The 13,173-nt window shown below is 55.2% G+C and carries 15 protein-coding genes; 7 read left to right on the top strand and 8 right to left on the bottom strand.

From position 1 onward, the window contains the following. From FJ146_17600 to FJ146_17590, 3 genes are all read right to left on the bottom strand, one after another. Positions 1-285 (bottom strand): hypothetical protein (locus FJ146_17600; protein MBM4253785.1); only part of this gene is annotated, 285 nt, incomplete at its 3' end. A gap of 39 nt (positions 286-324) precedes the next feature. After that, a complete protein-coding gene (locus tag FJ146_17595; protein MBM4253784.1) occupies positions 325-1,332 on the bottom strand; it encodes a PDZ domain-containing protein in 1,008 nt (335 codons plus the stop codon). A gap of 42 nt (positions 1,333-1,374) precedes the next feature. Beyond that, complete coding sequence (locus FJ146_17590) at positions 1,375-2,046, bottom strand: shikimate kinase (GenBank protein ID MBM4253783.1); 672 nt, start codon at positions 2,044-2,046, stop codon at positions 1,375-1,377. Between the two features lie 238 nt (positions 2,047-2,284). Between FJ146_17590 and FJ146_17585 the strand changes: the two genes are divergently transcribed. From FJ146_17585 to FJ146_17565, 5 genes are read left to right on the top strand one after another with little or no spacing between them, the layout of a single operon-like run. Then, the gene (locus tag FJ146_17585; protein ID MBM4253782.1) at positions 2,285-2,743 is read left to right on the top strand and encodes a hypothetical protein; all 459 of its coding nucleotides are present in this window, start codon (positions 2,285-2,287) and stop codon (positions 2,741-2,743) included. Positions 2,744-2,768: 25 nt separating this feature from the next. Next, on the top strand, positions 2,769-3,563 hold the full coding sequence (locus FJ146_17580) for an enoyl-CoA hydratase/isomerase family protein (protein MBM4253781.1): 795 nt from the start codon (positions 2,769-2,771) through the stop codon (positions 3,561-3,563). Continuing rightward, the gene (locus FJ146_17575) at positions 3,560-4,414 is read left to right on the top strand and encodes a hypothetical protein (GenBank protein MBM4253780.1); all 855 of its coding nucleotides are present in this window, start codon (positions 3,560-3,562) and stop codon (positions 4,412-4,414) included. Before FJ146_17580 ends, FJ146_17575 begins: the two co-directional genes overlap by 4 nt. A gap of 57 nt (positions 4,415-4,471) precedes the next feature. After that, positions 4,472-5,341 carry a hypothetical protein gene (locus tag FJ146_17570; protein ID MBM4253779.1) on the top strand — a complete coding sequence of 290 codons (870 nt, stop codon included), beginning with the start codon at positions 4,472-4,474 and terminating at the stop codon, positions 5,339-5,341. A gap of 49 nt (positions 5,342-5,390) precedes the next feature. Beyond that, complete coding sequence (locus FJ146_17565) at positions 5,391-5,945, top strand: hypothetical protein (protein ID MBM4253778.1); 555 nt, start codon at positions 5,391-5,393, stop codon at positions 5,943-5,945. Between the two features lie 17 nt (positions 5,946-5,962). Here FJ146_17565 and FJ146_17560 read toward each other — a convergent pair whose 3' ends face one another. The 5 genes from FJ146_17560 to FJ146_17540 form a co-directional block, all read right to left on the bottom strand. Then, positions 5,963-7,717 carry a hypothetical protein gene (locus FJ146_17560; protein MBM4253777.1) on the bottom strand — a complete coding sequence of 585 codons (1,755 nt, stop codon included), beginning with the start codon at positions 7,715-7,717 and terminating at the stop codon, positions 5,963-5,965. 85 nt (positions 7,718-7,802) lie between these two features. Further along, the gene (locus tag FJ146_17555) at positions 7,803-8,075 is read right to left on the bottom strand and encodes a hypothetical protein (GenBank protein MBM4253776.1); all 273 of its coding nucleotides are present in this window, start codon (positions 8,073-8,075) and stop codon (positions 7,803-7,805) included. Between the two features lie 51 nt (positions 8,076-8,126). Then, the gene (locus tag FJ146_17550; GenBank protein MBM4253775.1) at positions 8,127-9,230 is read right to left on the bottom strand and encodes a hypothetical protein; all 1,104 of its coding nucleotides are present in this window, start codon (positions 9,228-9,230) and stop codon (positions 8,127-8,129) included. Further along, positions 9,223-10,341: a redox-regulated ATPase YchF gene (gene ychF, locus FJ146_17545; protein MBM4253774.1), complete on the bottom strand. Its 1,119-nt coding sequence runs from the start codon at positions 10,339-10,341 to the stop codon at positions 9,223-9,225. Before ychF ends, FJ146_17550 begins: the two co-directional genes overlap by 8 nt. Before the next feature lie 17 nt (positions 10,342-10,358). Beyond that, complete coding sequence (locus tag FJ146_17540) at positions 10,359-10,850, bottom strand: YajQ family cyclic di-GMP-binding protein (GenBank protein MBM4253773.1); 492 nt, start codon at positions 10,848-10,850, stop codon at positions 10,359-10,361. Between the two features lie 95 nt (positions 10,851-10,945). Here FJ146_17540 and FJ146_17535 point away from each other — a divergent pair, with 95 nt between their 5' ends. Together FJ146_17535 and dnaG are read left to right on the top strand one after the other, a co-directional pair. Beyond that, the gene (locus FJ146_17535) at positions 10,946-12,073 is read left to right on the top strand and encodes a hypothetical protein (GenBank protein ID MBM4253772.1); all 1,128 of its coding nucleotides are present in this window, start codon (positions 10,946-10,948) and stop codon (positions 12,071-12,073) included. A 60-nt stretch (positions 12,074-12,133) separates the two neighbouring features. Next, positions 12,134-13,173: DNA primase (gene dnaG, locus FJ146_17530; GenBank protein ID MBM4253771.1), on the top strand; the 1,040-nt coding region annotated here is incomplete at its 3' end.

Below are 13,173 nucleotides of genomic sequence, written 5' to 3'. Positions count from 1 at the left end.
CTCTTCTGGAAATTGGCCGCCAGAGTTAAAGAGGTTGCGCTCTTCGATCGCGTGTTCGATGTCCCGGTAATTGATCGAGGTACTCAGATTGATCGACGCGGTGGTGATCTTCCTGCGGCTCATCGTATTGTAGACGCTAACGGCAGACTCTAGCATTTGACCCATTAGATAAGCCGAGACGAAGCTCGCAGCGAGATAAGACCCGGCCAACACCAAGGACGCACGTCCAGCCCAACGTACACCAGCTTCAAAATGCGCTGGCGACAGGCGGATGCGGTTTAACATTTGGGCGATGGCTGGGTTAATGATGGTCTCCTCACTGACCTACTTGACGTTGAGATTGAATTTAAGTGGAGTACCTGCACGAATAATGCGCACCTCGATCTCACTTTCGCCGCGCAGCGACTGCAAAAGGCGGATGGACTGCGCCGTATCGGTGAGTGGAACCCCGTTGACCTCGGTGACGATGTCGTCATTTTGCAGTCCAGTTTTTTCATAGATCGAGTCCTTCCGGATTCGTGTCATGACAAAACCCTTTAATTCGCCGTCGACCATATTCGGGCTAGCTTTGGCATCTTGGAGCACTTTGGTGAAATCTGAGGTCAGCAGTTTAGACCTGTAAGCCTGAGACATGGTGATCTCGCGCTCTTTGCGCTCAAAGCCTTCCTCTTTAAATGACGGTGGCGGTGGCTCAGTCGCGATGGGAGCGACCGTCTCAGACCCAGACGCTGCGGTAGCTGCTGCTTTTTTTGCCCGTCGACTGCGAACCAGTTTTTCCTGTACAACTTCGACGAATTCGAGGCGTCCGTTGTTATCGACGATGATCTTTTGTTTGTGAATCTCTTTGAGCGTCACATCTTTTAAAATCGTGTCGCCAACCATGAAGCTGTTGACCGTTTTTTTCGTGGTATTTTCAATCAGAGCGATCCCAGATTGGGGATCACCACCATAGATGGTTCCCGTAAGAGCAATCGGCAGCTCTGACTTAACGATCTCCACGGCTTTATCACCGTCACCTTTAGTGACTGACTTGCTGGCGACCCCTAACTGCGCCTTGCCCTCAGAGCTAAATATGTTGCGGTTGACGATGGTATCGATCGCCGGCTGAGTCAGTGTCGGTGTTGGCTCCGGCAGGCGCAAACTACTCGGACTCATGGTCCGTGCGGCACTAGACCTCTTCTCGAGGCTGGGAGTCACCAAATAGCCAAGGCCGGCCGACACGACCGATGCCGTCATAAAGCTAGCGCCAAGGACCATAAGGCTAGCCCGCCACGGTCCCGCCGCAACCTTTTCCATGGCTTTGGAGACGTCGAACATGATTCCCTTCATCATCCACACTCATCCATGAGTGCGGCGTAAGCTCACGCCTACGTATTAAAGAATGTGCCAACGATCATAGGGTTTGACTTCTGTTGAGGACTTGAGAAATCCAGATTGGATAAGACTAGAGCGCACGAGCTGTGCCGTAGACTGGGGGGTAGAGAAATGATCACTCACGGTGATGTGAGCCTGCCTGTATCGACCCGCACGAAAGCCGATCAGCGCGTTGATGCGCTCGGTTAAAAGTTTGTGTTTAGTCTCCGTGTCTTTGTGCGTGAGGACCTCGGCCAATAGGGGGCGCCGCATGAGTTCGCTCTCGTTGGCGAGCAGGCGCCGGGCGATTTCCTCAGCAGGCGTATTGAGCCACACCACAGCACCTAGCTGCGACAGCAGGCCCCAGTTCTCATCATCCATGACGGCACCGCCGCCTGTGGCGACGACGTGTGAGCGTAACCCACCGAGTCTTTTAACTATTTGAGACTCTAGCTGGCGGAATTGGTCCTCACCCCGAGCGGCAAAAATAGCTTCAACGGAGTCGCCCGCCTCCACCTCAATCTCCTGATCGAGGTCGATGAAGCCGAATCCCAAAAGTCGCGCAAGAAGTCTACCAACCGCAGATTTGCCAGCTCCAGAAGCCCCAACCAAAACAACGTTAGAGCCTTGAACCGTGGCCATCAGGGCGGCGGCATTGTCAGAATCAGCATGCATATAGCTACCAGTCAGCAAAGGAATAATCCCAAATTAAGCACAAAAATCATTGATTATTGAATACTTAAGGCGGCGGCAGAGATCAAGAGCAGAGATCTAGAAGAATGCGGATGTACCGAGGCTTGTCTATAGTTTACCAAGTGTAACGACTGATTTATAGAGTAACGAGCAATTTGTGGATCCCCGTCTAGACCTGGGGTATGACCGCCTGAGATGGCTAGTGAAAGCCGCTCAACCAACGGAGAATCCCAAAATCATGACCACCGCGCCTATCGCAATCGTCCCTTTGTTGGCTGCCCTAGCGACCCAATCACCTGTAGCCGTCCGTTACGACGGCTGGATACCCCAAGGTGGGGGCTTTAACCCGCAGCGCTGCTCCGTGGAACTACGCTACGGCGTCGACCGTCCCGGCGTGAAGCTTAAGGGACTGATCAATTACTACCCCCTCGATGCTGCCCCCTATGAGCGGCGCGCCTCCCATCAACTCTCCGGAGCGGAGTGGACGGTGGTCCCCTACCCGACTCAAGTTGCCTTTGTGGCACCGACTGGCGACGCCAAGGTCAACTTTACCTTCCGCTCCGGTGAGCGCAGTGACAGCGCTGTGTTCTGGTCGTCCATATTTGCGGTTGAATTTACCGAGACTACGGTAGTCAATGGTCAGGAGCGGCAAACAGCCATCGGTGACTGTCAGGTCAGCCAAGTGACTTGGCTCTAAGCGCAACTCCCGGCGGAGGCTGATCATGAGTTACATCGCAAGAGTAGACTGCGGCAGCCACGAAACCTGGTGCATCAGCCGCCCCGAGCGCGGCAATGCGCTCGGCACGACGTTGGCACGGGAGTTACTACGCGCGGCGCACGCTCTGCGCGACGCTAGTCACAAGCCACGCTCTTTAGTCATCCGTGCGACACCCGTCATCAAAGGCGATGAGGCCACGTGGATCGCTGGGGGTGACCTCAAGGAACTCGCGCTTCTGCGCGATGGTGACGAGGCTAAGGCCTACGTGACCACGATGAGCGACGCACTGCAAACTATCGCTGCATTACCGATTCCTGTGGTGGTAGCCATTGATGGCGCCGCCATCGGTGGTGGTGCTGAGCTCGCCTTGGCCGGCGACTTGCGCCTAGCAACGGAGCGGTCAGTGCTTGAATTTCGTCAACTAAAGGCTGGACTCGCCACCGGATACGGAAGCGCCTGCCGCATGGTGCAACTTGTTGGCCTTGGCCGCACGCAGGGCATGCTGTTCCGGACCGAAAGTGTCAGCGCCACTGAGGCCGTGGCATGCGGACTGCTACACGAAGTTTGTAAAGACAGTGCCGCCTTGGATTTGGCTGTGACTAAACTCTGCGCTGACCTCGCTGCCCTCGACCCCGCGGCACTTGCTGCACAGAAGAGGATGCTCTGGCATGCAACCCATCAGGATGCGACCGCAGCGCGCACGGCAGAATTAGAACTATTTGCGACCATTTGGCGTAATCCAGGTCATAGCGCCTTTCTCGATGCATTCGCTAGTCGTAGCAGTGAGCGTGAACGTTGAGCATTTTCGTACGCATTTGCCGCGGCCACAATGAACCTGGTCTCGATATCGACGACAGTGGTGGCAAGCTACCGACGATTAGCCTCATTTTAAAGGACGATGGTACGGCGGCAGTAAACGCCATTGCACTCGATCAAGGAGCCGTCGGCACGCTCAGGCGTTTAACGGATCATATCTATCTGACGGAGCTCCATCAGGAAAACTTAGACGTAGATCTCTTAGCGATCAGTGCACCATGGACCGAGTCTGTCTCATGGTTGCAACATCTTCGATCGGAGCGACGCACGTTTGTGCTGAGCACCTGCGGATTTCTTGGTCAGACGTGGTACGACGGCCCGTTGGCTCACATCAACGCGCGTCACGAAGTTGCGAGCTACGTCCCGTCGGGAGGCTACGGTGCGCTAAGGATTCCGCGTGCCGCAGATCCATCCGTCCAAGGCCTAACCTTGAGTGACATAGACACCGCTGAGGGTGCTTTTAATAACGGCATTGATGAGCGAGCACACCGGATCCTCCTCGCAGCAGTGCGGGCAAAATTGTACGCGGCAGGTCCGTCATTAACGTTTGCACTGGACGACTTTGGACTGCGTAATGCCGTTGAATTAACTCTCGTGAGACAGGCGTTGCCCCGGTGCACTATAGCCATCACGGCACCTAAGCCATTGCCGCCCCAGTGGCGTCGCCTCCTGCAAAATATCAACGTCCGGCTGAGTAACGAGCGCCAGAGCACCAGGGCCGGCGCGCTAGCACTTCCGTTACCTAATTTGGTGCCAGAGGCTTACGTTGCTGGAATTGCTGGCAGTATCAACAGCCCGAGCGCTGTGTTACCGCAAAGTATGGTCAAAGCCTAAATATATTCGGTGATTCTGCCGAAGTTCTGCCCGGCCCTAAGGCTGGAGGATGAGATTATGGCCAAGGGGAGATCCACGTTAGAGACTGGTCGGATGCGGCAATCCAAAGGCATGATTATGGTTGCGATTGCCTTGAGCGCTCTAACCCTCGTTGCCTGCTCCTCATCAAACTTCGCTGGCAACAGCGGTAAAACACCCGCACGGGAAAAACCAAGCCCTAGCCCAGCGCAAGATGCGAAAAAATCTGGACCCAAAAGCTCACCCACACCCCCCGATGCCAGCCAAGGCTCCACCCCGGAACTACCCGTGGAGTGTCGCCAGGAATATCAAATACCAGCATCGGCTAATCTTTGGTTAGCTGGAGTCGCTGCAGGCACGCGCATCATTTACCGCATCCCCACGGGCAATTTTCAAACCTATACGACGGTTGATCAGGCACCTGAGCAAAATCCTGTGCTCGTGGCCTCGGCCACAAAGGGCTGTTTGATACCTGGACAAGCGCTCGCCTTCACCGTGAGCGGTCAGATTTCTCATGGCTCGGATGCTCCGACCGATGCCGATGGCACGAAGGGCGAAGTCGTGGCGCACCTGAATGCAGGTGCTTACGGCAAATCAGACGTGCGCGCTCCGATCAACAGCTTACTCGGCGTATTCCTCGGCGCCGACGATCCCTCACCGCTACCGGCACCAGCTGGACTCGACTTTACCGGTGAGGACGCACGTAATTTGAGCCTACTCAAACCGGCAATTGGGCAAGTATTTTTTATCGGTACGGGCAAGATAGCCTCTGGGGAGATGCGTAAGGTTGTGGTTCCCACCGGGACAGAGCGCCTGTATTTTGGCATCATGGATGCTTTCGAGTGGCACAACAACACGGGCAGCCTCTCGGGAGCCATTCAATCAAGTGCCATCGTCAATAGCCCGTGACAGAGCGTTTGAGCTTTCAGCGCTCACCGACGCCATGCGAGGATGATTCATGCTGAAGTGGCTCTACCAAAGTGCTCAATGTTTTTTTGTTGCTCTGATCCTATGTGCCTGTGGGGCGCCGTCGCAGGCACCGTCCACACTCAAGAATGCCGATGCGCTCAGCTTAACTGACGCAACGCCGTCTGTTGAGCTACTATACTGGGACAACAAAAATCTGGGATTCGGTCATGTAGCGATCGCCATTACGAACGAAGTCGCCGCCAGTGACGATATTTACATCAGTTATGCAATGGGTAATGACTACGCGGTCGATCGGGCAAAACACGGCAAAGATCCCGAGCGCCTTCCGCTACCGCGTCCCAGCGCCGCAGCATGGAGCGAATTTCTCCTGTGGTATGATCAGAGCCCCTACGCCCATCCCTTCGCTGATGACTACGGCAGTGACTACGATTTACTGCGACATAACTGCGCGCATGCCGCTTTAAACGTCCTGCGGCAGCTGGGATATGATTTACCTATCGGCGGTGAGCGTCCCTTGGCCTTGCGTCCGGTGCAGGTTTACCGTGCGGCGGCAGGTTACTCGGCTCTTGGTACCCAAGAGTAAAGTCAGATTAGTTGGTGTTACGGAAAGTACAGCGCCCCGCTAGCAAACGACGTGTTGCTGCTACCGTAGCCACCCCAGACCAACATCGCATCCCCCGTCCACACCGCCGTGTGACTCGCTCTAGCCGTTGGCGCATTCACGGAGCTCGTGTCGGTCCAGATTCCCGTTTCTGGACTGACGGTGCCACCGGTGGCGAGATGAACCGAGGCACTATTTACCACGTTATAGCCACCCCAGATCAGCACACTGGATCCCGTCCAGACGGCTGTGTGCTCAGTACGTTTATCAGTGACACCTGTAGGGTTTAAGCGCGCCCATTGATTCGCATCTGGATCATAAGACATGCCATTCGCGGTATTGGCGAAGTTGAGGCCATAGACACCCGCCCACACGACAAAATGCGATCCCGTCCACACAGCGGTGGCATTGTAGCGATTATCGGTGTTAACGCCGGTAGCTGCCGTTGCACTCCACGTATTGGTGGCGACGTCATAAACACCGCCGTTTGCCAGGTAAGAATAGGCGATAGAGCTGTTGTACTGAAATTCGGTGACACCACCCCAGACGAAGAATTTGCCGTCACCGTAGGATGACGCCGCGAACACGCGATCACTCGGCGCCGCGGCCGTGGCCATACTAGACCATGTCGCCGTTTGGGTGTCGTAGATGGCTCCGTCATTCACGGTAAGACCACCGATACCTTCACCACCCCAAACTATGAAATACCTGCCAGTCCAAGCCGTCGCCGGTGATAGACGACTGGTCGGACCACCGGATGAGGTTAATGCCGTCCAGGAGTCTGTAGCAGGATCATAAATGCCACCGTTTGCACTATAAGTAGAGCAACCGCCAAATCCTCCGACCGTGCAACCGCCCCAGACGATCATCTTGCTGCCAGTCCACACGGCAGCATGTCCGTAGCGAGCTGTCGGTGCTCCCGTCGTACTGATGGCTGTCCACTTGTCCGTAGAAGGTTCATACTTGGACCCTGTAGCGAGGGAATCACCGTTATCATCCATGCCACCAAAGATAATCATACTGCCATTTTTGACACTGGTGCCGTCTCCAGTCCACACGGCGCTGTGACCTGTTCTGGGCGCAAAACCAGAGGGGGTGGCAATGGCGCGCCAATGTCCCGCCGTAAAACTAAACTTGTCATTAGTTGCAGTAGTGGTGTTAGTAGCGGCGTCTTTAGCCGTCACACAGGCGTAGTAAGTGACACCGTCATCGAGATTGTCATCGGGAGTGTAGCTAAGCTCAGTATTGGCAATATCTGCTTTAGTAATAGTTGGCGACGAGCAGTCACTCTGCTTGCTGATCTTGATATCATGGCTGGTGGCGCCTTTGGCCTCACTCCACGTCAACGTTGGTTTTACACCAGAGACGGCGGTGGGACCTGTGATGGTAAAGGCCTCAGGAGGAGTCGCATCGATCGCAAACTCAACGCCATTATTGGTCGCGTAATTGATCCCGCTACTGTTGACGGCGGTAACGCAGGCGTAATGCGTGCCATCAGCCAGGGCCGTGACGGTTACATCGAGATCCGCCAAAGACCCTATCGTTTGCTCGCTAGTCTGACAGTCTTTGTCGGAGGCGATCATGAGGTCATAGGTCGTGGCGCCATCGGATGCCGTCCAGCTAATGGTCGGCGTATTCACATTGGAAAGAGCTGGGATTTCACCGATGGCAAAGGCGCCTGGCCGCGGCGTCTTCTTTTTGGTGCAGGCGCAAAAGAGCGACGAAACTATAGCGAGGCCAATCACATAGCGCATGCCAACCCCCTATAAATGCCGCTTTTAACTAGGTTTTGATGATCTCTAGCTTAGCAGTATTTAAAGCGCTGTGGCAGGGCCTGAGCTAATTACTCACTGGCTCAGCAGACTTGGATTTGGACTTACGAAAATAAATCGAGGCAAAGACGCCGGAGAGGCCACCGAGTATCAAGCCGATCAATTGGGATCTGATCAGCGCGGCCATCGACCAGTTGGCCGCGGGCTCACAATTGACGCCGAAGCTCACCGGCGCACTGATGAGTAGACGGCTTATGGAGGGCGCGATCAGAGTCATTAGGGCCGCACCTACAAAAGCCCAAGAGAGTATGGTTTGGAGGTAACTTGTTATCTTTTGCATGAGCACACTCCTAAATGAATAATAATTTATGATTTTAGTTCGATGTTTTCGTCAGTCACGCAAGATCGACGCGATATCGTCGGGTAGGCGACGACGCTCAAACAGCCTGCAAGACTTTTCGACGGTCGCACTCGCTACGTTTAGAGTGAGTTGTCCGTTGCCAGCGGCACTCAGCACCCGGGGCGCCGCTACAGCTTTACCGGCGACTTGCACCACTAAATAGGATTCGTTTTGCGCCATCTCTTCCGTCCAGCCTTCAAAGCGGGCCGCAGCCGCTGGCCGCAGCGTCATCATGGATTGACCGCGTTGTCCTGGCAGATCCGACACTTCAGCAATATCGGTACCATTGAGCAGCGGCGCCTTATCCATCATTAAAATTTGTTTACCAACGGTAACACGCTGCCAACCACGGCCTTTAGCTTTGGGCGCAGCGCGATACACTGTCACTGCATCGGAGCGATACTCGCGACACCTTGCACGGGTGTACTCTTTGGTCAGTACACGCAGTCCGGAGCGGCATTCCTTATTATTGGGATCGAGTTGCAAGCACCGCACAAAGCTACGCATCGCTGTCAGCTGATCGCCCCCACTAGCGGTCAACACCTCTGCCAGGTGAGCATGAGCACGCGACTGACTTGGGAATTTCCCAACCAAACTCAGTGCTCGGGACAAGGCATTGGGCGCTCCCACCCTCTCGTCCTCAGGGCTCGTCAGCTGTGTCGGGCTTGAGTGGAGAATCTGTCCGACAAAATCAAGAGCCTTGGTCGTAGCCAACTGCAAATCAAAATCGTCCGGGTGATCGCGTGCAATGAGGTTCATCACCCGAGCCGCGCGCGCATAGTCCTTGGCCGACAGGGTTGGGTCAGAGGCCGTGAGGCGTTCGACCAGTGGCCGCAATTTCTTAATCGCACCAAGTTCGCCTGGGGTAGCTGTTGCCTCTGCCTGATCCAGATCGCGGAGCACCTGCTGCGCTTGTTCACCTACGCCACCACCAAGCAGCTGCACAGCAACGAGCAAGGCCTCAGGTGCCGACTTCTTAGCGGCCGCGGGATCGCTATCGGGAGCCGTGCGCATAAGAACGCAGGCCCCAAGAAGAGGCAATAGCAAGTAGGGCCAATGTCTAAGCCACTGCCTGAGCCAACGCCAACTAAACATTAAACTTAAACTCCATGACGTCGCCATCGTGGACGACGTATTCTTTGCCCTCAGAACGGATCTGGCCAAGTTCTTTGAGTTTAACTTTCGAGCCAGCTTTCAATAGATCGGCGATGGAGTAGACCTCGGCCCGGATAAACCCGCGTTCAAAGTCCGAGTGAATTTTACCTGCGGCTGCCGGCGCCTTATCGCCGTGGTGGATCGTCCAGGCGCGCACCTCTTTTTCACCGGCAGTAAAATAGGTGGCTAGTCCCAGCGTGGCATAACCGGCGCGGATGAGCGCGTTGAGTCCGGGCTCTTTCATGCCGAGGGCCGCAATCATCTCACGGCGGTCCTCGGGAGCCATGGTGCTGATTTCCTCCTCGAGTTTACCGCACAAGAGAATGACTTGAGCGCCCTCTTTGGCGGCGTAATCACGCACCTGCTTCGTGTATTCGTTGTCACCTGTACCAGCAGCTAGGGCTTCGTCAACGTTGCACACATAAATCGCTGGTTTAGTCGTCAAGAGATGCAGATCGCGCCATGCTTCGAGCACTTCGTGCACATCCCCAACGAAGGGCATCGCGTCAAAAGTCCGTCCCGGCTTCAACGCTTGCAGATGGGTATCCAGGGCTTCGAGCATGGCTACGATGGCGATGTGCTCTTTTTTACCCGCCTTGAGGAATTTCCGGTAACGCTCCAGAGCTTTCGCCACCGTGCCGGTATCGGCATAGATGAGTTCGGCTTGGATCGTTTCGATGTCACGAACCGGATTTACCGATCCCTCAACATGCGTGATATCGGTATCCTCAAAGCAGCGCACGACGTTGACAATAGCATCGGTCGCGCGGATATGACCGAGAAACTGGTTGCCAAGACCCTCGCCCTGCGAGGCACCGCGGACCAGTCCGGCGATATCAACAAACTCCATACTGGCCGGTATCGTCTTCAAGGTCTTGATGACCGAGGCAATTTGATCAAGTCGTGGATCCGGTACATCGACGCGCCCGACGTTGGGGTCGATCGTGCAGAAAGGGTAGTTCGCTGACGCCGCACCTGCCGCAGTCAGAGCGTTGAAAATGGTTGATTTACCGACGTTAGGCAGACCGACGATGCCGCAATTAAATCCCATGAGTGAAACCTACTTCTTTAGCTACGCATATTGGTGAACTGCAGAGGAAACTTGAGCTGAGCACTTTTGAGAGCAGCAATGGCGGCCTGCAGCTCGTCGATACTTTTACTGGTGACGCGCACCTGCTCGTCTTGGATCTGGGCTTGGACTTTGAGTTTGCCGTCTTTGATCACTTTGCTGATTTCTTTGGCTTCTTCTTTGTCCAGTCCGGCTTTGAGCAGAATTTCTTGGCGGATGATGCCACCGCTGCCACTCTCTTCTTTGCCGTATTTTAGGCCACGGAGATCGACCCCGCGTTTTGCTAGTTTGCCCTCAAGCACCTGGTGGATCGAGCGCAGCTTCATGTCATCATCGGCCACGATTTTGATCTTCTTGGCATCCCGCTCCAGAGTGATCGACGACTTACCGCCGCGAAAGTCGAACCTTTGGCTAATCTCTTTTTGCGCCGTATTTACAGCGTTGTCGACTTCTTGCAAGTCGAGTTCACTGACGATATCAAACGATGGCACTTAAACCTCCAAGATTGGCAAACACTTCAACAATTCGCTATCGTCTCTATAGACCAAATCACACGCGGAGCTGAACAAGGAAAGCAGAGACACCTATGATCGGTTTGCGACCAAGCACCAAACACCCCCGCCAAACCTTCCCACTCTTCGTTTGTGGCCTGTGGCTTTTAGCAGCGACCACGACGATCGCCAAGCCTGTAGACCCACCTGCCTCTCAGGATGACCAGGCAACGCAAACGCTCGAGAGTTTCGAAAGTTGTCGCCGTAGTGCCCTCGACTTACTGAAAAGGGAGGATGGGGGCAAGCGTAGGTTCAAGGTGGCACTTATTGCCTGTCGCGAAAACTTTCCCGGCGCCGACCTCTATATCGGGTGCAAGAAGCAGGCGCTGCAGACGGCTAAATCGGAAAATACCAAACCAGATCAGATGATTAGCCAATGCAGGCGCTACCTGACCGTGGCCTCATTCGGGCCGGACCAACCCTTCCCGGTGTTCACCGAGCGGGACCAGGCTTTTTTCGCTGGGATCGGCCTTAACCGCTCGCATCCTCTGAAAAACCTGTCCCCACCCAACTTTAATTGCAACAAAATCAAGAAGGCCAAGGCCGATGGCACCAAGGCTAGCTTTGTTCTGATTGGTAATCATCCCAACCTTTTTGCTGGGTTCGCCAATCTGGAGCCCAAAGACCTCGCTGACAATTTTGGCTATAGCAAGCCTTACAGAGCGGGGCTGCGCGTGAATAAGCTGGGCATGCTCTTCGGCGATCCGCGTAAGGACAAGGCAACCCTCTACTTCGCGGCGGCACCCTGCAAATTCAAAGTCGACACCGGCAAGATCTATGGTGGCATCGACGCGTACTATCTACTCGACCCACAGGGTGCCATGGTCACACCTTATTTTGGTATCGCCTACTACCGCAAAGAGCAGCAAGTGATCTCAACGGCCAAGCTAGTGGATCAGCTGCAACAATCTTTGGGCGAGGGTTTTCAGATCTATAACCGCGGCGATCATGTGACCTTTGTATCAGCGACGGAACTGACGGAGATCGATGAGGAAAAAGACCCGAAAAATCTCTGCCGGTCACCGCGTCGTCACCAGTTCTTAGGAATCGTCCATGCCTACCGCGACCAACCAGCGCGTCCAGAATATTTAATTTTGGCAAACGTTAAGAATCTCTGCGAGTTTGGTGACCGGGTCAGCAAAAAGTTCGCTCCTGAGTTGTAGCGCGCCCTGTCCACCGCTATCATCCCCCCCGACCACCCAGGTCCGAGGATGACTTAGCCGATGTCAGACGCACTACAGGACGTCAAAACCAGAATACTGACCCGCGTGAACCTAGAAACGGTCATCGGCGAAAAGGTGCGTCTTGAAAACAGCGGCGGCCGCCTTAAGGGGCTGTGCCCATTTCACAACGAGAAATCACCCAGTTTCGTCCTCTACGGTGACAGCTTTTACTGTTTCGGTTGCAAGAAAAGCGGCGATGCCATCACCTTTGTGCGCGAGACGGAGGGCCTCGGCTTTGTCGATGCGCTCAAGCATCTTGCCGGCAAATACGGCATCGAAGCTCCAGAATTGGAAGCCGCCTTGAGCCGTCGCGGTGGTCGCCGCCAAGAGGCCTCACTCCACGCTATGATGCAGGCGGCCCAGGAGTTCTACGTGGCCGAGCGGCAGAGCCCTGCCGGTCAAGCAGCCAGTGACTACCTGCTGGCGCGGGGCTTTAGCGCGGCAAACATCGACGCCTACGGGTTTGGCATGACGCCGCGCGAGAGCTACGGACTGGTCCGGCATTTGCGCCAGAAAGGCTTCCGCGAGGAAGACATGATCTCCTGCTCGCTAGCGACCGCTTCGGCGCGTGATGGGCGTGCACTCGATTTTCTGCGTGGCCGCGTCACCATCCCCATTCGTGATCAGCATGGCCGCGTCATTGGTTTTGGCGGCCGCACGATGGACGGGGCTCAGCCCAAGTACCTAAATAGCCGCGAAACGGCGCTGTTCGACAAGAGCCACACACTTTTCGGCTTCGACGCCGCCCGCACTGCTATGCGTAGTCGCGGCCGTGCCATCGTCGTCGAGGGCTACATGGACACGCTGCAACTATGGCAATCGGGATTTCCCGAGGCGGTAGCTTGTCTCGGTACGGCGTTTACCAGCGCCCAGTTAAAGTTGATGAAGGCAGCAACGGCGGCAGTGGTACTTCTTTTCGACGGTGATTCCGCCGGCCAAAAAGCGACGCTCTCTGCCGTGCGTGTTGCTCTCAGTGTGCCGGAAATTCAAGTCAAAGCGGCAGTGCTGCCGCCGGGCGAGGATCCTGATAGTTTTGTCAG

This window comes from Deltaproteobacteria bacterium, assembly GCA_016874735.1.
Lineage (GTDB): Bacteria > Bdellovibrionota_B > Oligoflexia > Oligoflexales > CAIYRB01 > CAIYRB01.
The sequence above is the reverse complement of the archived record's forward strand: the minus strand, read 5'-3'. Positions and strand labels throughout refer to the sequence as shown.